The organism is Dyella lutea (genome assembly GCF_024158035.1).
Classification (GTDB): Bacteria; Pseudomonadota; Gammaproteobacteria; order Xanthomonadales; family Rhodanobacteraceae; genus Dyella_A; species Dyella_A lutea.
In genome coordinates, this window is the sequence record NZ_JAMZEK010000002.1 from 348,120 (window position 1) to 369,440 (window position 21,321).

At 64.7% G+C, this 21,321-nt stretch carries 28 protein-coding genes; 11 read left to right on the forward strand and 17 right to left on the reverse strand.

Annotation, left to right across the window (positions count from 1 at the left end; all coding sequences use genetic code 11):
- The first annotated feature begins 30 nt into the window (after window positions 1–30).
- The 10 genes from flhA to NC595_RS08850 all read left to right on the forward strand — a co-directional run bounded on the left by flhA (window position 31) and on the right by NC595_RS08850 (window position 11,071).
- Window positions 31–2,121, forward strand: coding sequence for a flagellar biosynthesis protein FlhA (gene flhA, locus NC595_RS08805; protein ID WP_253565986.1), 2,091 nt, complete (start codon window positions 31–33; stop codon window positions 2,119–2,121).
- 199 nt (window positions 2,122–2,320) lie between these two features.
- Window positions 2,321–3,931, forward strand: coding sequence for a flagellar biosynthesis GTPase FlhF (flhF, locus tag NC595_RS08810; protein ID WP_253565987.1), 1,611 nt, complete (start codon window positions 2,321–2,323; stop codon window positions 3,929–3,931).
- The gene (locus NC595_RS08815; protein WP_343214898.1) at window positions 3,928–4,920 is read left to right on the forward strand and encodes a MinD/ParA family protein; all 993 of its coding nucleotides are present in this window, start codon (window positions 3,928–3,930) and stop codon (window positions 4,918–4,920) included. Before flhF ends, NC595_RS08815 begins: the two co-directional genes overlap by 4 nt.
- 1 nt (window position 4,921) lies before the next feature.
- Window positions 4,922–5,656: an RNA polymerase sigma factor FliA gene (locus tag NC595_RS08820; protein ID WP_063672423.1), complete on the forward strand. Its 735-nt coding sequence runs from the start codon at window positions 4,922–4,924 to the stop codon at window positions 5,654–5,656.
- A 60-nt stretch (window positions 5,657–5,716) separates the two neighbouring features.
- Window positions 5,717–6,124 (forward strand): chemotaxis response regulator CheY, encoded by a 408-nt coding sequence (cheY, locus tag NC595_RS08825; protein WP_253565988.1) that lies wholly within the window; start codon window positions 5,717–5,719, stop codon window positions 6,122–6,124.
- Window positions 6,121–6,765, forward strand: a complete 645-nt coding sequence (locus tag NC595_RS08830) for a protein phosphatase CheZ (RefSeq protein ID WP_253565989.1) — start codon at window positions 6,121–6,123, stop codon at window positions 6,763–6,765. The genes cheY and NC595_RS08830 overlap by 4 nt, the downstream gene beginning before the upstream one ends.
- 94 nt (window positions 6,766–6,859) lie before the next feature.
- Complete coding sequence (locus NC595_RS08835) at window positions 6,860–8,854, forward strand: chemotaxis protein CheA (RefSeq protein WP_253565990.1); 1,995 nt, start codon at window positions 6,860–6,862, stop codon at window positions 8,852–8,854.
- Complete coding sequence (locus NC595_RS08840; RefSeq protein WP_017460463.1) at window positions 8,854–9,594, forward strand: flagellar motor protein; 741 nt, start codon at window positions 8,854–8,856, stop codon at window positions 9,592–9,594. Before NC595_RS08835 ends, NC595_RS08840 begins: the two co-directional genes overlap by 1 nt.
- Entirely contained in the window at window positions 9,591–10,592 is a 1,002-nt protein-coding gene (gene motD / locus NC595_RS08845) for a flagellar motor protein MotD (protein ID WP_253565991.1), read from the forward strand. Before NC595_RS08840 ends, motD begins: the two co-directional genes overlap by 4 nt.
- Window positions 10,589–11,071, forward strand: coding sequence for a chemotaxis protein CheW (locus NC595_RS08850; protein ID WP_253565992.1), 483 nt, complete (start codon window positions 10,589–10,591; stop codon window positions 11,069–11,071). Before motD ends, NC595_RS08850 begins: the two co-directional genes overlap by 4 nt.
- 392 nt (window positions 11,072–11,463) lie before the next feature.
- On the opposite strand, the gene NC595_RS08855 is transcribed toward NC595_RS08850, so the two are convergent.
- From NC595_RS08855 to NC595_RS08930, 17 genes are all read right to left on the reverse strand, one after another.
- Complete coding sequence (locus NC595_RS08855) at window positions 11,464–12,117, reverse strand: XAC0095 family protein (protein WP_253565993.1); 654 nt, start codon at window positions 12,115–12,117, stop codon at window positions 11,464–11,466.
- A gap of 642 nt (window positions 12,118–12,759) precedes the next feature.
- Entirely contained in the window at window positions 12,760–13,131 is a 372-nt protein-coding gene (locus NC595_RS08860; RefSeq protein ID WP_253565994.1) for a hypothetical protein, read from the reverse strand.
- A gap of 73 nt (window positions 13,132–13,204) precedes the next feature.
- Window positions 13,205–13,588 carry a hypothetical protein gene (locus tag NC595_RS08865; RefSeq protein WP_253565995.1) on the reverse strand — a complete coding sequence of 128 codons (384 nt, stop codon included), beginning with the start codon at window positions 13,586–13,588 and terminating at the stop codon, window positions 13,205–13,207.
- Between the two features lie 93 nt (window positions 13,589–13,681).
- Window positions 13,682–14,002 (reverse strand): hypothetical protein, encoded by a 321-nt coding sequence (locus tag NC595_RS08870; protein WP_253565996.1) that lies wholly within the window; start codon window positions 14,000–14,002, stop codon window positions 13,682–13,684.
- Between the two features lie 54 nt (window positions 14,003–14,056).
- Window positions 14,057–14,353 (reverse strand): immunity protein Tsi6 family protein, encoded by a 297-nt coding sequence (locus NC595_RS08875; protein WP_253565997.1) that lies wholly within the window; start codon window positions 14,351–14,353, stop codon window positions 14,057–14,059.
- A gap of 57 nt (window positions 14,354–14,410) precedes the next feature.
- Window positions 14,411–14,653, reverse strand: a complete 243-nt coding sequence (locus NC595_RS08880) for a hypothetical protein (protein ID WP_253565998.1) — start codon at window positions 14,651–14,653, stop codon at window positions 14,411–14,413.
- Between the two features lie 58 nt (window positions 14,654–14,711).
- Entirely contained in the window at window positions 14,712–15,059 is a 348-nt protein-coding gene (locus NC595_RS08885) for a hypothetical protein (RefSeq protein WP_253565999.1), read from the reverse strand.
- Window positions 15,060–15,474: 415 nt separating this feature from the next.
- Window positions 15,475–15,735, reverse strand: a complete 261-nt coding sequence (locus NC595_RS08890) for a hypothetical protein (protein ID WP_253566000.1) — start codon at window positions 15,733–15,735, stop codon at window positions 15,475–15,477.
- A gap of 70 nt (window positions 15,736–15,805) precedes the next feature.
- Complete coding sequence (locus tag NC595_RS08895) at window positions 15,806–16,138, reverse strand: hypothetical protein (protein WP_253566001.1); 333 nt, start codon at window positions 16,136–16,138, stop codon at window positions 15,806–15,808.
- Window positions 16,139–16,198: 60 nt separating this feature from the next.
- Window positions 16,199–16,453, reverse strand: coding sequence for a hypothetical protein (locus NC595_RS08900; RefSeq protein WP_253566002.1), 255 nt, complete (start codon window positions 16,451–16,453; stop codon window positions 16,199–16,201).
- A 776-nt stretch (window positions 16,454–17,229) separates the two neighbouring features.
- On the reverse strand, window positions 17,230–17,481 hold the full coding sequence (locus NC595_RS08905) for a hypothetical protein (RefSeq protein ID WP_253566003.1): 252 nt from the start codon (window positions 17,479–17,481) through the stop codon (window positions 17,230–17,232).
- Window positions 17,482–17,545: 64 nt separating this feature from the next.
- Window positions 17,546–17,809: a hypothetical protein gene (locus NC595_RS08910; RefSeq protein ID WP_253566004.1), complete on the reverse strand. Its 264-nt coding sequence runs from the start codon at window positions 17,807–17,809 to the stop codon at window positions 17,546–17,548.
- 381 nt (window positions 17,810–18,190) lie between these two features.
- Window positions 18,191–18,697 carry an MltR family transcriptional regulator gene (locus NC595_RS08915; RefSeq protein WP_253566005.1) on the reverse strand — a complete coding sequence of 169 codons (507 nt, stop codon included), beginning with the start codon at window positions 18,695–18,697 and terminating at the stop codon, window positions 18,191–18,193.
- A gap of 69 nt (window positions 18,698–18,766) precedes the next feature.
- The gene (locus NC595_RS08920) at window positions 18,767–19,207 is read right to left on the reverse strand and encodes a tetratricopeptide repeat protein (RefSeq protein ID WP_253566006.1); all 441 of its coding nucleotides are present in this window, start codon (window positions 19,205–19,207) and stop codon (window positions 18,767–18,769) included.
- 64 nt (window positions 19,208–19,271) lie between these two features.
- Window positions 19,272–19,718 carry a hypothetical protein gene (locus NC595_RS08925; RefSeq protein ID WP_253566007.1) on the reverse strand — a complete coding sequence of 149 codons (447 nt, stop codon included), beginning with the start codon at window positions 19,716–19,718 and terminating at the stop codon, window positions 19,272–19,274.
- 559 nt (window positions 19,719–20,277) lie between these two features.
- The gene (locus tag NC595_RS20560) at window positions 20,278–20,598 is read right to left on the reverse strand and encodes a contact-dependent growth inhibition system immunity protein (protein WP_425493098.1); all 321 of its coding nucleotides are present in this window, start codon (window positions 20,596–20,598) and stop codon (window positions 20,278–20,280) included.
- 66 nt (window positions 20,599–20,664) lie between these two features.
- Window positions 20,665–21,000: a ribonuclease E inhibitor RraB gene (locus NC595_RS08930; protein WP_253566008.1), complete on the reverse strand. Its 336-nt coding sequence runs from the start codon at window positions 20,998–21,000 to the stop codon at window positions 20,665–20,667.
- A gap of 107 nt (window positions 21,001–21,107) precedes the next feature.
- Here NC595_RS08930 and NC595_RS08935 point away from each other — a divergent pair, with 107 nt between their 5' ends.
- Window positions 21,108–21,275, forward strand: coding sequence for a hypothetical protein (locus NC595_RS08935; RefSeq protein ID WP_253566009.1), 168 nt, complete (start codon window positions 21,108–21,110; stop codon window positions 21,273–21,275).
- Window positions 21,276–21,321 lie beyond the last annotated feature (46 nt).

Here is a 21,321-nt window from a genome sequence, read left to right on the forward strand (position 1 = left end):
CGGCACCGCGCCACCCAAGGGAAACAAGCCATGGCCGCTGTCGGTGCACTGAACAACCTCAAGCAGATCGGACGACGTGGCATAGGGGCACCGGTGATCCTGCTGGCGGCGCTGGCGATGATCATGCTGCCGCTGCCGCCGTTCCTGCTGGACATGCTGTTCAGCTTCAACATCGCGCTGTCGCTGGTGATCCTGCTGGCGGTGATCTACGTGATGCGGCCGCTGGAGTTCGCCGCCTTCCCGACCGTGGTGCTGATGGCCACCCTGCTGCGGCTGGCGCTGAACATCGCCTCCACCCGCGTGGTGCTGATGCACGGCCACGACGGCCCCGGCGCCGCCGGCAAGGTGATCGAGGCGTTCGGCGAGTTCGTCATCGGCGGCAACTTCGCGGTCGGCCTGGTGGTGTTCGCGATCCTCACCATCATCAACTTCGTGGTGGTCACCAAGGGCGCCACCCGCGTGTCGGAAGTGACTGCCCGTTTCACCCTGGACGCGATGCCCGGCAAGCAGATGGCGATCGACGCCGACCTCAATGCCGGCCTGCTGACCCAGGAGCAGGCGCGCGAGCGCCGCCAGGAAGTGCGCGAGGAGGCGGACTTCTACGGCTCGATGGACGGTGCGTCGAAGTTCGTCCGCGGCGACGCCACCGCCGGCATCCTCATCCTCATCATCAACATCGTCGGCGGCTTCTTCGTCGGCGTGCTGCAGCACGGCCTGTCCGCCAGCGAGGCGGCCCGCACCTACACCCTGCTCACCATCGGCGACGGCCTGGTCGCGCAGGTGCCCTCGCTGATGCTGTCCATCGCCGCCGCGGTGATCGTCACCCGCGTGTCCAAGGCGCAGGACATGGGCAAGCAGCTGGTGTCGCAGATCTTCGGCCAGCCGCGCGCGCTGGCGGTAGCCGGTGCCGTGCTGGGCGTCATGGGCCTGGTGCCGGGCATGCCGAACATCGCTTTCCTGCTGCTCGCCTGCACCTGTGGTGCGGCCGCCTGGCTGATGCTCCGGCGCGAGCGCGATGCCGCCGCGCGCGTGGCGCAGCAGGCCGCCGACGTGCCGGCACCGGCCGCGCCGACCGAGCGCCTGGAGCTGGGCTGGGAGGACGTGGCCAGCGTCGACCCGCTGGGCCTGGAGGTCGGCTACCGGCTGATCCCGCTGGTGGACACCCACCAGGGCGGCGAGCTGATGGGGCGGATCAAGTCGGTGCGCCGCAAGCTGTCGCAGGAGCTGGGCTTCCTGGTGCCGCCGGTGCACATCCGCGACAACCTGGACTTAGGTCCCAACACCTACCGCATCACCCTGATGGGCGTGCCGATGGGCGAGGCCGAGGTGCACACCGAGCGCCTGCTGGCGATCAATCCCGGCCAGGTGCACGGCCAGGTGCCGGGCATCGCCACGCGCGACCCGGCGTTCGGGCTGGAGGCGGTGTGGATCGAGCAGGGCCAGCGCGACAACGCGCAGTCGCTCGGCTACACCGTGGTCGATCCGGCCACCGTGGTCGCCACCCACCTCTCGCACATCCTGGGCAACCATGCCCACGAGCTGCTCAGCCACCAGGACGTGCAGCAGCTGCTCGACCGCCTGGCGCAGAGCGCGCCGAAGCTGGTCGAGGACCTGGTGCCCAAGCGCCTGCCGCTGGGCACGGTGGTCAAGGTGCTGCAGAACCTGCTGGCCGAGCGGGTGCCGATCCGCAACATGCGCTCGATCGTCGAATCGTTGGCGGAGCACGCCAGCCAGAGTCAGGATCCCGGCGTCCTCACCTCGGCCGTCCGGGTCGCCCTGGGCCGGCAGATCGTGCAGGAGATCACGGGACTGGGCACCGAGGTGCCGGTCATCACGCTGGCGCCCGAACTGGAGCAGATCCTCACCCAGTCGCTCACCGGCAACGGCGGCACCGGTGCCGCGGTGGAGCCGGGCCTGGCCGACCGCCTGCAGCAGGGCGTGGCCGACGCCGCGCGCAAGCAGGAGATGAGCGGCGAACCGGCCGTGCTGCTCGTTTCGCCGCCGCTGCGGCCATGGCTCGCGCGCTTCACCCGCCACGTGGCACAGAACCTGCACGTACTCGCCTACAACGAGGTGCCTGACAACCGCCGGGTGCGGCTGGTGCAGGCGCTGGGACGCTGAGCGAGGAATCCGCAATGAGCACTGACCGACATGTCACGAACGAGCAGCCGCAGGCCGTGCGGCCGCAAGCCGCGGCGGACTGGCACCGCGTGGCGGGCCATCCGGCCGGCATCCTCGTGTTGACCGACACCCCGGTCCGCCGCGCCACCGCACGTCCATCCGTCCCGGTTTCCCGCACTTCGCCGCGGAGCAAGCACGCATGAAGATCAAACGTTTCGTCGCCGCGGACATGCGCCAGGCCATGCGCCTGGTGCGCGAGGAGCAGGGTCCGGATGCGGTGATCCTGTCCACCCGTCGACTGCCCGAAGGCATCGAGATCATCGCCGCGCTGGACTACGACGAGGCGCTGGTGCGCGAGGCCGCCCGCCACGGCGCCCCGGCTGCCGGTGACGTGGCGCCGACGCCGGAAGTCAAAGCGCCGACGCCGGCCGAACACGTGCCGGCCGCCCGTCACGGTCGCCTCGGCCGTCGCCTGCTGCAGGACACCCCGGAGCCGACCACCGAGGCAACGCCCGCCGCCGCCGCTGCGCCGGCCGATCGGCTGCAGCCGGCATCCCGGCCGGTGGCACCGGCGCGTCCCTATGGTGAGGATCTGGCGGAGGATACCGTGGCCCTGTCGTCGCCGACGGTCCGTCGCGCCCCGGTCCCGCCCGCCGCGCCCACATCGAACGCCTCGAACGCCCCGGCGCGCATCGCCATGCCGGTGGCGCGTCGCAGCGCCGCCCCGGTGGCCGCGGAGGCCGCGCCGGCGCCGAAGCCTGCCGCGGCGATCCCGTCGGCCCCGGCTCCGGTCCCCGCCCCGGCGCCGGCCGAGGCGAAGGTCGCCGCGAACGAGGCCCCGACCGTGCACCCGGCGATCGAGCGCGCCATGCAGGACACCGCGCGCATGCGCGCCGAGTTGGGCTTCCTGCGCGAGATGCTGGAAATGCAGCTGTCCAGCCTGGCCTGGAACGACATGGAGCGCCGCCACCCGCTGCGCGCCCGCGTGCTGCGCGAACTCACCCGCCTCGGTATCGACGCCGACGTCGCCCGCAAGCTGGCCGACGACCTGCCCGAGCAGATCAGTGCCGAACAGGCGCGCTACCTGCCGCTGGGCATGCTCAGCCGCAGCGTGGCGATCAGCGGTCGCGGCGACAGCGACGGCGGGATGACCGCCCTGGTCGGCCCGACCGGCGTGGGCAAGACCACAACGATTGCCAAACTCGCCGCCAGGGCGGTGGTGCGCCACGGTGCCGCCAACGTGGCGCTGGTCAGCACCGACCACTACCGCATCGGCGCCGCCGCCCAGCTGGAGCACTACGGCCGCCTGATGGGCGTGCGCGTGTATCCGGCCGACGACGCGGCGAGCCTGCGCCAGGTGCTGGAGATGTTGAAGGGCAAGCACACCGTGCTGATCGACACCGCCGGCGTGTCCGGCACCGATCCGCGGCTGGAGCAGCAGATGGACGTGCTCAACGAGGTCGCCCACAGCGACGGCATCGCGCTGCGCATCTCGCTGGTGCTGGCGGCCAACTCGCAGTCGCAGTCGCTGGAGGAATCGGTACGCGCCTACATGCCGCTGGAGCCGGCCAGCGTGGTGCTGACCAAGCTCGACGAGGCGCCGAACCTCGGTGGCGCGCTGTCGGTGCTGATCCGCCACAGGCTGCCGCTGGACTACACCACCGACGGCCAGCGCGTGCCCGAAGACCTCGCCGTGGCCGACGCCCGCGTGCTGGTGCTGCGCGCCGCGCACGCGCTGAAGACCGCCGCACCGCCGCTGGACGACGGCATGCTGGCCGAGCGCTTCGGCTTCCAGGCGGCCCACGCATGAATGCGTTGTCCACCCTCTACGACTTTTCCGGCGCTGCGGCGGATGCGCATGCGCCTTCCATGAATCAGGCCTGGGGACTCAAGCAGATGGTTTCGTCGATCACCGACACCGGCATCGTCACCCCCGACCATGGCGTCGGGACGCAGGCGGCCAATCTCGATCGGCGCATCTCCGGCCACCGCTGCCGCACCATCGCCGTGTGCGGCGGCAAGGGCGGCGTGGGCAAGACCACGGTGGCGGTGAACCTGGGCATGACCCTGGCGATGATGGGGCGCGACACGATGCTGCTGGATGCCGACGTGGGCCTGGCCAACGTCGACGTGCTGCTCGGCCTGGCGCCCTCGCGCCACCTCGGCCACATGCTCGACGGCCAGTGCAGCCTGCAGGACCTGGTGATGGAGGCGCCGCACGGGCTGAAGGTGATTCCCGCCGGTTCCGGCGCGCGCCGGCTGGCACAGATGGGCTCGGGCGAGCAGGCGGCGGTGATCCGCGCCTTCGACGAGCTGCCGCAGGCACCGGATTTCCTGCTGGTGGATACCGCCGCCGGCATCTCCGATTCGGTGTCGATGTTCGCCGCCGCGGCCGACGACGTGCTGCTGGTGGTGTGCGACGAGCCGGCCTCGATCACCGATGCCTACGCGATGGCCAAGGTGCTCAGCCGGGATTTCGGCGTGAAGCGGCTGCACATGGTGGCCAACATGGTGCGCAACCTGGGCGAGGCCCGGGCCCTGCACCAGAAGCTGGCCCGGGTGACCGACCGCTTCCTCGACGTGATGCTGGATTTCATGGGTTGGGTGCCGCAGGACGAGCGTCTGCGCCAGGCCATCCGCCGCCAGAACGCGGTGGTGGACATGGCCCCGGGCAGTCGCTCGTCACAGGCATTCAAGCAATTGGCAGGTGCGGCCGATACATGGGCAGAACCCGATCGTCGGGGGCTCGGCCGCATCGCTTTCTTCAGTGGTCAGGCTGCACCGGCGACGGGGTGGTGAGATGAGCGTGGCAACGGAATATCTGCAACTTCAACGGCAAAGCGCCGACGAACTGGTGAAAACGCATGCGCCGCTGGTCAGGCGCATCGCCTATCACCTGATGGGGCGACTACCCCCGAGCGTCGACGTGGGCGATCTCATCCAGGCAGGCATGATCGGCCTGCTGGAGGCGGCGCGTAACTACGCCACCGATCGCTCGGCCAGCTTCGAGACGTATGCGGGCATCCGCATCCGTGGCGCGATGCTCGACGAGTTGCGACGAACCGACTGGACCCCGCGCTCGGTCCACCGCAAGGCGCGGGAAGTCGCCGACGTGGTGCGCCAGGTCGAGATCGAGACCGGTGCGGACGCCGACGATGCGGAGGTCATGAAGCGATTGGGCATGACCGCCGACGAGTACCACCAGGTGTTGGCCGATGCCGCCAGCGCCCGGTTGCTGAGCCTCACGGCGCCGGACGACGGCGACGGAAGCCCGGCGATGGACGTGGCCGATGCCAGCGGTCTCGGTCCGGCGGAGGGACTGGAGCAGCAGGGCCTGCGCCAGGCGCTGATCGATGCGATCACTACCCTGCCGGAACGCGAGCAACTGGTGATGTCGCTGTACTACGAGCAGGAACTCAACCTGAAAGAGATTGGCGCGGTGCTTGGCGTCACCGAGTCGCGGGTCTGCCAGATCCACGGCCAGGCCATCATCCGGTTGCGCGCGCGCATGACCGGGTGGCGGGACGACGACTGAGCAGCGCACGGAAACACTAGGGCTGGCGCACGACCGCGAGGCGTGCAAGTGGAGACGGGCTTGAACAAGAACATGAAAATCCTGGTGGTGGACGACTTTTCCACCATGCGGCGCATCGTGAGGAACCTCCTCGTGGAACTCGGCTTCGCCGGCAACCTCATCCAGGAAGCCGACGACGGCGAAGCGGCCATCGCGATGCTCAAGGCCCAGCCATTCGACATGGTGGTGACCGACTGGAACATGCCGAACATGACCGGCATCGACCTGCTGCGAGCGATCCGCGCCGAACCGGCGCTCAAGACCATGCCGGTGCTGATGGTCACGGCGGAGAACAACCGCGACCAGATCATCGCCGCTGCGCAGGCCGGCGTGAACGGCTACATCGTCAAGCCGTTCACCGCCGCCACGCTGGAGGAAAAACTCACCAAGATCTTCGAGCGGCTGGCTGCCGCGGGAGCCGCCGCATGAGCGCCCAACTCTCCCTGACCCGCGAGACCCTGCCGGACGAGCTGCACCAGTTGCTGACCAGTCCGGACGGCCCGGCCTTCGAACACGCGCTCGACTCCCTCGTGCGCCAGCGCGAGCAGAAACTGTTCCGCGCGCTGGGCGTGCTCGCCCGCGACCTGCACGACGCGGTCAGCCGCCTCGGCGGCGACCTGGTGCAGGACGGCTATCCGGACAACGTCACCGACGCGCGCAAGCACCTGCAGGACGTGCTGGAGATGAGCTCGCAGGCGGCCCACCGCACCATCGACTTCGCCGAGCGCATGCGTCCGGAAGCCGAGTCGCTGGCCAACGACGCCAAGGTCATGCTTGACGCCTCCGGCGAGATCTCGCCGGCGCCGGTGAAGGCACTGGCGCAGCAGGCCACCGAGTTTGCCGAGCACTGCACCGCCGGTCTCAACGACATGGTGCTGGCGCAGTCCTGGCAGGATCTTTCCGGCCAGCGCATCAAGAAAGTGGTCGGATTCATCAGCTCGGTGGAGTCGGCCATGATCGAACTGGTGCGGCTCACCGGCGCGCTGTCCGGTCGCGAAACCGAAGAAGCGGTCGAGAAGATCAACAGCCAGGACGAGGCCGACCGCCTGCTCAGCGAATTCGGTTTCTGAGGCGCGCATGATGCCGATGCCGCCCCTGCCGCGACGTCCGACCGCCGCCACGGCGGGGGGCGAAGCGATGCGCCCGTCGGGGAGGGAGATCTAGATGGATCCCTCTTTCGATGCCGAATTGCGCGACGACTTCCTGGTCGAAGCCGGCGAGCTGGTCGAGCGTCTCGGCGAGCAGCTGGTGGACCTGGAGTCGACGCCGCAGGATGCCGAGCTGCTCAACGCGGTGTTCCGCGCGTTCCACACCGTCAAGGGCGGCGCCGGCTTCCTCAGCGTCGAGCCGATGGTGCAGCTGTGCCACCACGCCGAGGATCTGCTCAACGCCGCCCGCAATGGCGCGCTGCTGATCGATCCGCCGCGGATGGACGCGCTGCTCGAGGCGCTGGACCTGCTGCAGGCGATGATGGCCGCGCTGGCCGCGGGCCAATCGATGGACATGCCGCCGGCCGACCTGCTGGCGCGTCTGACGCCCGGCACCGCGAAGCCCGCTCCGGCGCCCACGCCCAAGCCGGTGGCGCCGTCGCCGCAGGCGGGCGACGGCACCATCGACGACAGCGAGTTCGAGGCTCTGCTCGATTCGCTTTATGGCACTGCCGCGCCCGGCGCGGTGACGCCCGAACCGGTCGCTGCCGCGCCGTCCGGCAGCATCGGCGATGACGAGTTCGAAGCCCTGCTGGACCAGTTGCACGGTGGCGCCGTCCCGGGGGGGCAACCGCCCGCCGCTGCCGCGGCCCCGGCGACCACCTCCGGCGCGATCAACGACGACGAGTTCGAGGCGCTGCTCGATTCGATTCATGGCACCGGTGCTCCCGGCCAGGTTGCGGCGGCATCTGCACCGGCCGCTGCGCCCCCGCCGGCGCCGACTCCCGCACCGGCGGCGCCCGCCGCTGCACCGGCCCGCGCCGCGGCGCCGGCGGCCGAGACCACGGTGCGCGTGGACACCCACCGGCTCGATGCCCTGGTCAACCAGGCCGGCGAGCTGCTGCTGCTGCGCAACCGCCTGCTCACGCTGGCCTCGCGCAACGGCGACAACACCCTGTCGTCCACCGTGGACGAACTCAACCGCGTCGCCGACGACCTGCAGAACGCCGTGCTCGGCATGCGCATGCAGCCGGTCGGCCGGCTGTTCCAGCGTTTCCCGCGCATCGTCCGCGACCTGGCCCGCCAGCTCGGCAAGGACGTGGACCTGGTCACCGAAGGCGAGGGCACCGACCTGGACCGCAGCCTGGTCGAGGCGCTGGCCGACCCGATGGTGCACCTGATCCGCAACGCGCTCGACCACGGCCTGGAAGGGCCGGAAGACCGCGAGCGCGCCGGCAAGCCGCGGCGCGGTACCGTCCGGCTGGGCGCCGCCCAGCGCGGCGAGCGCATCGTCATCTCGGTGAGCGACGACGGCCGCGGCATGAACCCCGACGTGCTCAGGCGCAAGGCGGTGGAGAAGGGCGTCATCGAGGAGGCCCAGGCCGCGCGCCTGACCGAGAACGAGTGCTACGAGCTGATCTTCCGCGCCGGCTTCAGCACGGCGGCGACGGTGTCGGACATCTCTGGCCGCGGCGTCGGCATGGACGTGGTCAAGACCCGCATCACCGAGCTGGGCGGCACCCTCCAGGTGACCTCCAAGCTGGGTCGTGGCAGCACGCTGGAACTGGCGGTGCCGCTGACCCTGGCGATCCTGCGCGTGCTGATGGTGCGCGTGGGCGATCGCCTGCTGGCCCTGCCGCTGAGCAACGTCGACGAAGTGTTCGAACTGCGCCCGGGGCAGGACAGCCTGCTCGACGGCCGCATGGTCGCCTCGCATCGCGGGCGTGCGCTGGTGCTGGGCGATCTGTCCGGCTGGGCCGGCGTCAGCGGCGCGTCTGGGCGGCACGTGGTGGTGCTGCACATCGGCCACCTGCGCCTGGGCTGCCTGGTGCACGAGGTGCTCGGCCGCGAGGACGTGATGGTCAAGCCGCTCGGCCACCTGTTCGAGGGCGTCGCCGGCGTGGCCGGCGCCACCGTCACCGGCGACGGCCGGCTGGCGCTGGTACTCGACCTGGCCGGGCTGGCCGACGACAGCGGCGAACTGTTGCCTTCGATGAGGATGACCGCCTGATGGATCTGGTCAGCATCATCGGTACGATCCTGGCCTTCGTGGTCGTGGCCGTCGGCACGGTGCTCAAGGGGTCCACCCTGGAGTCGCTGTGGAATCCGGCGGCCTTCCTGATCGTATTCGCCGGCACCTTTGCCGCGCTGATGGTGCAGACCCCGGGCAAGGTGCTCAAGCGTGCCGCGGCGCTGCTGCCGATGGTGTACCGGCCACCGGTGCATTTTCCGCAGGACCTGATCAGCCAGATCATCGGCTGGAGCGAGATCTCCCGCCGCCAGGGCCTGCTCGGGCTGGAGCCGCAGCTGGGCAGCCTCGAGGACGGCTTCGCCCGCAAGGGCCTGCAACTGCTCATCGACGGCGGCGAACCGGAAGCCATCCGCAGCGTGCTGGAAGTGGAGCTGGGTACGCGCGAACAGAGCGACATCGACGCGGCCAAGGTGTTCGAGAACGCCGGCACCTACTCGCCAACCATGGGCATCATCGGCGCCGTGATGGGCCTGATGGCGGTGATGCAGAACCTGGCCGACCCCAGCAAGCTCGGCCACGGCATCGCCGCGGCCTTCGTCGCCACCATCTACGGCATCGGCCTGGCCAACCTGCTGATGCTGCCGATCGCCTCGCGGCTGAAGGGCACCATCCACAAGCAGAGCGAGATGCGCGAGATCCTCATCGAGGGGCTGGTATCGATCGCCCAGGGCGACAACCCGCGGCAGATCGAGAGCAAGCTGCAGGGCTACCTGCCATGAGGCGCAAACGCCACGAAGAGCACGTGAACCACGAGCGCTGGGCGATCCCCTACGGCGACCTGATCACCCTGCTGCTGGCATTCTTCGTGGTGATGTACGCGATGTCCGCGGTGAACGAGGGCAAGTATCGCGTGCTGTCGCAGTCGATGATGGAGGCCTTCCACGGCTCCAGTCGCGTGATCGCCCCCAGCAACCTGGCGCCCGAGGCGCCGGCCACCGTGGCGCCCGCCGTGGATCCGCAGGCCAGCGGCCACGGTTCGGCGCTCACCCCGATCCCGTTGCCCGGCTCGGCCGCCCAGCCGGCGCATTCGGACGAGCAGAAGAATCTCTCCGCCATCCAGCACAGCGTGGAAGACGCGCTCAAGCCGCTGATCGAGAAGAACCTGGTGGCCCTGCGTCGCGCACCGAACTGGCTGGAAATCGAGATCCGCACCGACATCCTGTTCCCCAGTGGCGTGGCCCGCATCGCGCCGCAGGCGCAGGGCGTGCTGGACAACCTGGGCGGCATCCTTGCGCCGTTTCCCAATCCGCTGCGTATCGAGGGCTACACCGACAACAAGCCGATCAGCACGCCGCAGTTTCCCTCCAACTGGGAGCTTTCCGCGGCCCGTGCAGCCAGCGTGGCACGGCTGTTCGCCGACCGTGGCGTGGCGCTCGACCGGCTCGGCATCATGGGCTGGGGCGAGGTGCGCCCGATCGCCGACAACAGCACCGAGGAAGGTCGCAACCGCAACCGCCGCGTGCTGGTGGTGGTGCTGAGCGATCGCGACGGTCCCAGTCGTTTCACCGACGACGCCAAGGGCCAGTCAGCCGAGGCGACGCCTGCGCCGACGGCGGTCGCCGCTCCCGGTGGTGCCGTCGCCTCCGCCCAGGCAGCAGCCTTGCCGCCGGCCACCGGGCCGGCGACCGTCGAACCTGCGATTACCGTGCATGGCGACGGCACCGCTACGACTGCTGTGGTGGCCGGCCATCCGCCCAACCGTGAGTCCCCCCGATGAATACCGCATCGCTCCGCACCCGTACGCCGCCGGTCGAGGCCACCGCACGCTCCTGGCTGGTCTTCGCGCTGGCCGGCCAGCACTATGCCGCGCCGCTGGCGCAGGTGGGAGAGGTGCTGCGCGATGGCGAACTCACCCCCGTGCCCGGCGCTGCGCCGGACCTGCTCGGCATCCGCCATTTGCGCGGCCAGATCGTGCCGGTGATGGATGGCCGTCGTCGACTCGATCTGCCCCAGCAGCCGGCGGCCGACCCATCGCGCGTGCGCGTGGTGATGCTGCAGGTGGCCGGGCAGACGGTCGGCCTCCGGGTGGACGCCATCGGTGAATTGATCCACCCCGCGGCCGAGGCCATCGAGCCGCCACCGGCCGGCCGCACCTCGCGTGCCGACGAGCCCGTCAGCGGCGTGGTGTCTGCCGCGCAGGGGTTCGTGGCGCTGCTGGATGTCGGGCGGCTGTGCCGCTTGCCCACGGCGGGCTGAGACCGGCCGGCTCCCTGGTTTTCATGGCGGCGATGTTGTACGAGACGACGGCAACCGAGGCATGCTCCACTCCCGGCACCGCATGATGGACCCAGCCGAGCACTGCCATGGCGCCTGATCCAGCGGCGGCGAGCAGGCAGAGGGCGGCTTTGAGGTAACGCGTAACCTCCATGACCCGCACCGCTGCATTAGCGTGAAGCGACGGCGGATGAGTGGGGAGCGCTCGGGCGCGTCGTACGGGCTCGGCCATCGCAGCGGGGCAGCATTCCGGCAGCCATCCCATGCGCCCTGGCATACCGCGCTCGGCGGTTTGCTCGGCGAATCCGCAACGGAAGAACATCGCGGGAGGGGCGCGGAGCCGGTCAACGGCGTTTCTCCGCGCCCCGTGCCGCTTACTGGTACGTCGGATGCTGGTGCACGGTGATCGGCGCTTTCCTGGTGGGTGAACGCATGGGTGGGATGAGATAGCTGGCGCCTGCTTCAGCCACGCCGGCGCGCGCGTTCTGCGGCGGTCGTAGTCGCTGCGCTTCGATAGCGTCGATGAGGTCGCGCAGCGTGCCGGCGTCGCGATAGATGGCGTCGCCCATCACCGCCAGTGTGGCATCGGCGAATTCCGCCTGCTGGCTGCAGTTCACCGCGTCGCCATGGGCGCGCAGGCTGTCGAGCAGGGCGTGAATCGCGTCGATCTGGTCCAGCGTGATACCGGACATGTAGCGCGTGGCCGCGTCGTCCATGGTCGGTTCGGCGGCGTCGGAAGTCGCGGCCTCCGGTGCTGGAGGGGCTGCTTCGGCGCAGTCGCGGCCCTCCGCTGCCATGGCGTAGCTGTCCAGTATCTGCCCGATCCGCGCTTCCAGCCATGCAAGGCTGCGCGCCATCTCGGCCAGGCGCATGCCCGTGGTGTCGTCCGGCAGCGCATCCGCCCCGTGCGTTCGCGCCACGCGGGCCAGCAGTGCCACATCCAAACGCAGCTTCACCAGCCGCCGCAGACTGTCCCTGGACAATGCCTCGTCCGTCGCTTGCGAATCGTTCGTATCGATCGTCGACATGCTCGTCTCCTCATTCCATGAAGTACCCGCACGCCGGGACGGCGACGGGAAGTCGGGAGGTTAGAAACCGCTAACAGTCGGCGGGCGTATTCCCCTTGCGGGTGTTGTATTAGCCGCCCTCCCGACGCAAGCGTCACGTCGGTCTGCGCCCGCAACTTCGCGGGCACAAAAAACCCACCGGTTTGACGGAGGTGGGGACCGCTGTTAGAGGAGTTTCTACGCTCCTTGCGATCGAGTCTGCTACTGCCTTGGAGGGGAGTCAAGGCAGGCGTGCAGCCAGCGGCCGTGCGACGCGGTGGACATCGGGTCAAACCGATCCGGCGAGAATCTGACTAGCCGTTTGGACGTCCATCCTGCGTTGCGGCCGATCCCCGCACGCCGGTCAGTCCGATGAATGAATGAGGTCGCCGGGCGCGGTTCATACCCTGGTCCGGGCTGGCAGCATCGGCTCCACAAGACCGTTTACGACCAAAGGAAGTCCCCATCTCGGGACGGAAATGCAGTCTGGCGTCCGTTGAAGCCGCATCGCATCGAACCGCTTCACGCGTTACCGGAGGACAACATGATGATGGGCAGTGGCCCGAAAGCCTGGGGCAAAAGCGTCATGCGCCCGGGGTTGATCGGAAGTCTCTTACGGAATTGTTAGCGCTCAACGTAGTTAAGAATCGCCTCGTAGTTCTCGAAGATCTTGGCTATAGCCTCACTCGGATCATAGCCTTGCGGTCCAACCGAGTCATGGTAGATGCGGAAAAGCGGTCCTTTGGCACCGTCGTTGCCGTTGATGTAGTAGTAGTCGCCACTACCCACTGAACACGACGCAACGGGTATGTAACCGTCAGCCGCCACGCCGATACCAGGCCAGTAAAGAGTGAGCTCTTCGTGTGCTTGCGCCTCAGTTAGGAATGTGAGCTCTACACCTAAACCCGAGAGATCGCGCTCCTCATCGACGCAAGCCGATGCTCCAACAAGCTCGTTGGCACTAAGGAAGGCCTGCCAGTATTCGGGAAAGTTCATCTTGCGCGCTAACGCTGGAGTTAAGCGGCGCGCGGCTTTTCGCGCGTCCGCTTGGACGAATGGTTAGCGCGCCTCAGGGCAACGACCTGGCCCGAATGACGGCGTCAACCGTATAACTGAATGCGTAGTCTTTCAGTGCACGAACCATCTCGGCTTGGTGTGTCTTGGCAAACGCCATCGTATCCGGGTTGCTGTTGGAGATTTTCATCGCGTTCCTGATGTATGCGTCCATCTCGGGTTTGCAGCTTGCCTCTGACCCGGTGGCTATCTCTGAAGCCGAGGCAGCTGTAGACGAAAGGGCAAACTTTTTCGCGTATTGCGCATGGCAATCGAGCACTGCTTGAGCAACCGGGTCGGTGGAAGATGCGGGTTGAGCAGCGACACTAGAAGCGCTTGCTGAAGTCGCGGCGGCGACGATGAGAGAGGCTACAAGTGTACGAACGAAGAGTGCTTTCATGGCGTGGAACCTCCTTGGGTTTTAGTGCTAACGCTGGAGTTAAGCGGCGGCGAAGCCGTCCGCCTTGAACGAGTGGTTAGAGCCTACCGTAACCTACAACACCAAGCTCAAGACAACAGCGATTGAAGGCAACACTACGGCCAGCGCTGACACAGTAGAGCGCACCTTTGCCGTTGTGAAACTGTGGCCAGAGAGCCAGACCGAACCAAGAAGGCAAAGGATCCCCACGGTAAGGAAGGCAAACGAACGTAGCTGGTAAGCCTCATACATCGCTTGCGTAATCATCGGCGCGGGCTCGCCGAGCCGATGAGGCGCGGGATCGCCGAGCTGATTAGGCATGGCGCCGTAGTAAGACAAAGGCCATCCAATGATGACTAAGGCCAATGCCCAGTTTGCCGCCTTTAAAGGGTTCATGCGCTCTAACGCTGGAGTTAAGCGGCGGCGAAGCCGTCCGCCTTGAACGAGTTGTTAGGTGCGGCGATGGATGCCCAGGCGCACCTTTGCTGCGTACGGAAGATACCTTTGCTGAAGTTCGTACTGGACTGCTGAAATTGTTCTCGGCAGCTCTTCTGGCTGCCACCCCTCGAGTTCACGCACGGCGATGAAGCCCATGGTGAGCTCTTCGAGGCGCTCGGGCGGCTCAGTGCCAGAGAGCACCGCCTGACAGTACTGAAGCTGGCGCAGGACTGAGGCACGCCAAGACAGCTCGTGCGGGAGCGCCTCAACCTGCTTTGCTGCCCATTCGATTTGCTGCGCAGTGTCCATTGCACCTAACGCTAGAGTTAAGCGGCGCGCGGTACGCGCGTCCGCTTGAATGAGTGGTTAGGCCGCGGGCTCTGCATTGCGCGCGATGATCTGCGATACGAGCTCTTGACCCCCGATGATGTCCTCGTTGCCGAGAAAGCGGGAGACTTCCAAGTGGCCATCTTCGAAGACGTCCACCTCGACTCTTTCTCCCACCAACGTCAGCGTTACCAACACCGAGTCGGGCCTGTAACGCGCGAGCGAAAAGTGGATGCGTGCCGCCTCTAGCTCGCTCAACAGATTGTAGAGAGGATGATTCATGAAGGCCTAACGCTGGAGTTAAGCGGCGCGCGGTACGCGCGTCCGCTTGGACGACGGGTTAGAGGGAACCATCGTAAGCCTCACCCTCGTCGCCGCAGACTGAAGCAGCGAGCGCCTCGGCGAGGGCAAGTGCTGCCGCCATGACCGGATCGGCCTTCGTGGTGTTTGAGGGGGCATTGAAACTCACTTTGCCTTTGCGCCAACGAAAAACAGGCGACCATGTGCCGCCTACATTGACCGAAGCTGAGCCAGCTTGCGCAGGCATTGAAATTACCTCGCCCGTGCCGGGATTTGTTGCGGAAATTGAGGACTCATCTAGGCGGACGGCCGACGTTGCCTCAACAGCGTCTTGCCATTCGCTAAGCTCAATCGGATCTTTGCGCTCAATGTGCAGCGAGTAACCCATAGTTCCCTCTAACGCTGGAGTTAAGCGGCGGCGAAGCCGTCCGCCTTGAACGAGTTGTTAGGCACGCCGACGCACCCAAGTGAGTGCCGCATACGCCAACAAGCCGTAGATGACGACCCCGAGGGGGATGCTAGCAAGGAAGGCGAGGAAGTTGAGGGGTGAACCCTCGTAGACCGGATGCGCTGCGGTGCCGATGTTGCCTAGAGGAACGTAACATTGAAGCAGCGTGTTTTGCCAGGACAAGACGCTAGCGATTGTGGGGAAGCCGAGGGAATCGGCTGCGAATGACAAGCCGATAAGCAGCCCTGTGGCGAAAAGGCCAACGGCAAATGCCAAGAGGACGCGCTTGAGCATGGCTTTTGATGCCTAACGCTGGAGTTAAGCGGCGGCGAAGCCGTCCGCCTTGAACGAATAGTTAGGGCTGCGCGACGTGCTCAACCCAGATGGACGAACCAGGATGATGCTCCTCGATGGTGTCGATAGCAGCACACAAGCCCTGACCCTGCAAAGGAACTGACCGTGCGAACTCGGTGACGTTGAGGCCTTGAGCGCGCAGCGTAGCTAGCTCAGAGGAAGAGAGGATGCCAGCGTTGACCCACAGCGGCGATGGTGGGCTACCGCCACATGCTTCGATGAGTTGCTCGTAGCCCTGCTTGGTGAGCGCGAAATGCGGCATTTGAGGCCTAACGCTGGAGTTAAGCGGCGCGCGGTACGCGCGTCCGCCTTGAACGAAATGTTAGGCAAGCCTAGACGATTCTGGGTACGCCAGGGAGCCTGTCGCTTGGGGCCTCGCCGATGGCAATGAGCCCAAGCAACATGGCGAATTTGCTAACGAGCGAAATGTGCTGCTGTGCTGCATGAACGTATGGGGCTCTACTCTGGACAGCCTGCTGTGCCGAGAGCAAGTAATGAAGGACTTGCTTTGACACAACATGCTCGGCCTTGATGAGCTCGGCTTTCTCGCAAAGCCGCAGATAAAGGGCATCGAAGGCTGCCGCATCGAAGTGATCTGTGAGAAGTTGACCAACAGAGCGGTTGTAAATCTCTTCTAGCTCTAGATCGAAGTCGCTTGGGCTCATCTTTACGCCTAACGCTGGAGTTAAGCGGCGCGCGGTACGCGCGTCCGCTTGGACGAACAGTTAGGCATGAGCCGACAACCAGTGGCCGACCATTGAGCCCAGCCCGACAAATAAGCCAACTAGTAGACTGCTGGTGCCTTGCGACAGCTGCCACTGCTCTTTAGACCCGAAGCCTAAGGCTGTACCGGCTGCAATGCCAACGGCAACCCATGGCTGAAGCCCGGCGAGCCCAAGCCACTGGAAGATGAGCATAACCAGAAGCACGGTAACCAACGCACCCGAGAATGCTTTGCTGGCTGCAAGCATGAAACGCATACTGACCTCCTTGTGCCTAACGCCGGAGTTAAGCGGCGCGCGGTACGCGCGTCCGCTTGGACGAATGGTTAGGGCCTAGACCGGCGGACCCCGAGTACCTGCTCTGCAAGAGTGGCGTACTGGCCAGACCAGTCCCGAGACGCAGCGCCGCTCTCGATGGCCGACAGTAGTTCGGTGCCCAGCCGCGGGAGGCCAACCTGTTGAGCGAGGGCAAGCTGGTCTCGCTGGAAGCCCGAGCGCATCTCTGCGACCTTGGCAGGCGAATGACCACACCATTCGATGCCTTTGTCGTTGTAGCTAGCCGCGCTACCGAGTAGATCAACGAGCTGCTGTTCTTCGGATGCCGTATTGGTCGACATAGGGCCTAACGCTGGAGTTAAGCGGCGGCGGAGCCGTCCGCCTTGAACGAACTGTTAGGCAACTTTGCGAGCTTGCCGGCCAGAAGCCAATAGATGACTAGCCAAACCGCTGCACACCATAGAAGACCCAAAGCGGTGGGCATAGGAAGCAGTTGTGATGCGACGGCAACGTGTGCCCAGGCGAGAGGCAACCAAGGAAGCCAGCTGAGGAATCCGATGACTCCGGCGAAAGTGTCGGGCAGAAAATGAGCCCACTGATAAAGGAGCAAATGGACCCCGCTGAGAACTGCAGTCCACACGATGCGTCGCTTTAGCATGCTGTTCATAGGCCTAACGCCGGAGTTAATCGGCGCGCGGTACGCGCGTCCGCCTTGAACGAGATGTTAGGCCGCACAACACGAGACGGCCCCTAAGCACTTAGACCAACTCCCGGTCGAGGTACGAAGCAGCCTGCTCCGAGAGAGTGAGTGGCTGCGGCCCACCGCCTGTGATGAAACTAGCTGCTTGACCGGGCAGGCTTGCTTTTTTGCCGCTGACGAACTCGATGCCGTGCTCGTCACCGCGATAGTCGTGCCAGTAATGAGCGACGAGTCGGTCGTTGCTATAGATGCGGAAGACGTAGTTGCCGGAAGCGTCACGCCCGGATTGCTGTTCGATTCGGTATCGCACGAAGGCGCTCCTTGCGGCCTAACGCCTGAGTTAAGCGGCGGCGAAGCCGTCCGCCTTGAACGAATTAGGAGGCTTGGCCGCACAGTTGCTGACGCGCCGATTGCCATTCATCCCAACAATGCTCTGCAACGATATCAGGATAACCCCGTGCCTTTTCACCTACTGCGGCCATGCTGCGAGGAAGAGCTACGCAATTAGCATGGTCTCGTATTGCTATGACCTCGCTTTCTGTGAGCGGAACGCCTTTGGTTTGCTCCGCCTTGTAGAGAAGTGTAACCAGCGCCGGAATGAATACGAGGCACAAGGGGTCATCTTGATCGTTGCTCATGCAGCCTCCTAACGCTGGAGTTAAGCGGCGCGCGTCAGCGCGTCCGCCTTGGACGAGATGTTAGGCGCCAGTGTTGCGCAGCCTACGGCGAACGACTATGGCTGTTACGAGAACAGTAAGGCCAGTGAGCAGCAATGCATAGGCAAGGTAGTGATGACCCTGTGACGCAGTGGGGGCCGCCCGAAAGTGCTGGTGGGGGCCGTGATACTCAGCGGGTAGCATCAAGTTAGCTGGTAGCAGATCCTGAACTGCTTGAGTGTCCATGAGCCCGCAGGCTGCGAGCGCCGCGCCCAAAACTATGGCCAAGTTTGCGAGAACTTTTTTCATCCGGCCTAACGCTCGAGTTGAGCGGCGGCGGAGCCGTCCGCCTCGAACGAGTGGTTAGGGGGCAAGCTGGCTAGGCCACCCGCGCGCTTTTGCTTTGATAGAAGCTGCGTGCTCAGGCCGATACCAGAGTGCCATTGACAGCAACACAACCGAGTTGATGAAGAGCTGGCGAGGGTTTCCATTGAACCTAGCCCCATCTGGCGTATTTGCTTTGAGATTGTTGCATAGGTCATTGAGGCGCTGGCTCGTGAAACTGAGGCCGTGTACACCGTGCGCGAAGTCGTTGCGTATTTTGCGGATAACTTCTGCCTCGCCGAACTCCAGTGACGTGATGAGGCCAAGCGCGAAGGCAGCCTTGATGCGTGAACTGAACGCGCCCAGGGGTGCGTTGCCTGAAGTTACGAGCTCGGCCGCGACCTTCGGCTCCGCAAAGTGGGCGCAAAGAAGCCGCTCCAACCGACTGTCTATGAGCGCCGCTCCAACGAGAGCAGCTCCACGATCCGTTTCCTTCTGGAACTCCTGAAGAAACTCGGAAAAGTACTTGAGGTCTTCAGGATGCATCCATTGCCCCCTAACGCTGGAGTTAAGCGGCGCGCGTCAGCGCGTCCGCCTTGAACGAATGGTTAGGCCCTACCATATGCCACCTACGGGCGGGGCGACCTTGGTCTTGAGGAAGTTGAAATATTTCGCGTCTTCCTTGGCGAAGATTTCGCTGCCTGCCCCCATGTAGGCACGGCAAAGCTCATCTGCGGCTTGCTCATGGTTGCCGAGCTCAAATTGAGCTTGGCCCAAGCGAAGATGCAGGAACGGATTCCCGACGGCACCTGTGCAATGCATGGCATCGGAAAGTACCTGAGCTGCCTGGCGGTAGTCTTTGGCTTGGAAATACAAGTCGCCAAGGGCAGCCATGATCCACGTAGTTGCCTCGAAGGATTCCTTTGGCTCCGGAACGAGCTCAAGGGCGGAGATGTAGTTTTTGTAGGCAGCTTGAAAGTCGCGCATTTCAAGGAAAACGTCGCCCTCGGCGCAGAGCTCTTGAATCTCAGCGTGCGTCGCATCAGGTATTTCCATACGTCCCTCGGGGGCCTAACGCTGGAGTTGAGCGGCGGCGGGGCCGTCCGCCTCGAACGAACTGTTAGGCGCGCACACTTTGGAAGTACCCTTTTGCGCGGACGTTAACAGACAAATAGACAAGGGCAATCGCGGCCCAGCTGCCGCAGCCTAGCGCATATTGCAGAAGCGATGGGGTCGGGTTTGGCGCGCCAAACAACCAGTGCACCACTTGGAATGGCAAGTATTGCAGCACGGGTAAGACAACGAGCAAAGGGCGCACCCAACCGTGGCGGAACACGATGCCTATGCCTACCGCCAACATGAGCGGAACTGACACCAAGATGGCAACTGCCTCACCTGACGACCACATGGCCTCGTGAGACATGAGCGTACCTGCGAGGTTGAAGTCGGCGTCTGGAATGATGGCAGTGAGTAGCAAAACCACACTGAGAACGATCGAAGCTGCCGCAGCCACGCCAAGTGGCCGCGGAATTTCTCCCAACTCTGCAATCGCTACCTTTAGTTTCAATTTGGAGCCTAACGCTGGAGTTAAGCGGCGGCGAAGCCGTCCGCCTTGAACGAAATGTTAGGCATCCGCGGCAGCGGTGGCCCATTGATTTACAAGATGCAAAACAACTAGCTATGCCTGTGCGTTGCGAACTACAGGTTGTGAAGCACGACATATACGACGAAAGCTACGAAAACGGAAAAAGCGATCCACCATACAACGCGCTGCGTCCTTGTCTTCGGGCTAGTACCTCCAACACCAACCATTCCGATGCTCCCACTAGGACGCCTAACACCTGAGTTAAGCCGCGCCGCGAAGCGGCGTCGGCTTGAATGAATTGTTAGGTCTCAGCGTATGGCACATATGGTCCCCAGCCAAGATGTTGGTGCTTGAGCGACTGAGCCTCCTCCCACGACTCGGCGCAGCAGCTCCAGATTAGCTTTGCTTCTGGTGAAAGAAGCTTGCGAAATGACTCGCCGTCTTCAGGAAAGAAGCTGAGGCTGTCATTGTCTTCCCAGAGTTCGTAACGAGTCGCCATATTCTGTGGCTGAGACCTAACGCTGGAGTTAAGCGGCGCGCGTCAGCGCGTCCGCTTGGACGAGTGGTTAGCCGCAGCGACTTGCAAGTGCGCGGCTAGTTGCTGAAGCCAAGAACGGTACCCTAGTACTGAGCCAGGCCAGTAGTAGCAGCCCATAGCCTGCACGGCTTGACCTAGCTCGTGGTCCGAAAAGGGAGACTGGGAAAGCTCCCTCAATTTGGTAGCGACGTGCTCTGGCAGAGGTGCGCTGGAGTCCGCGACGAATTGCTCAGCAACAGCCTGCCATGAGGCGTGCTCAACCACCCAGTCCTGATGGAAGTAGGCGCCAAAGAGTTGCTCTAGATCTGTGTCGAGTTCCGCCATATGCCGTCCTTGACCGGCTAACGCTTGAGTTAAGCGGCGGCGAAGCCGTCCGCCTTGAACGAGATGTTAGGTTTGCGCCTGCGCCACACAACCCCAGCCATCGTACTCGACGCCGAATAGCTGTGCGAGACAAGTAAAAAAGCCCGACACACACAGAGCTACCGGTTGCTCGACAGGCATGTTGATAGTGACGAGAACGGAGGAAGGCTCTTGCAGGATGGCTTTGCCGTAGCTGTGATCGTTGACAAAGGACGCGACGAGAGCAGCCTTTTCTGCGTCCGATGCTACGAGAAGAAAGTCTACGTCGCGGAACCTAGAGAAGTGGTCGCCATTGCGATCAAGTGACCGAAGAACATCGGTGTCGGCTGCGGCGGTTTCCATCAATGTCGCGACAAATTCCATGGGCAAACCTAACGCTTGAGTTAAGCGGCGGCGTAGCCGTCCGCTTGGACGAGTGGTTAGGGGTTGCCAGCGCAGACAAGAAACGCGTAATCGCGTGGCGACACCTGATGAACGAACTGGCTGCCTGCATGGTTGAGTATGGCTGCCGAGTGCAAAAAATTGAGATTGAAGCCATCGCCGGTGACCACGACGCCTGGCACATACGTGACAACGCTGCTATGCCAGCCATCTTGATGCGTGCGGAGCCAAGCGGAAAGGGCCTTGTATTGCTCTGAGTCTTGGCTGATAGCGCACTGCTTGGTTCGCACGCCGTTCACCGTA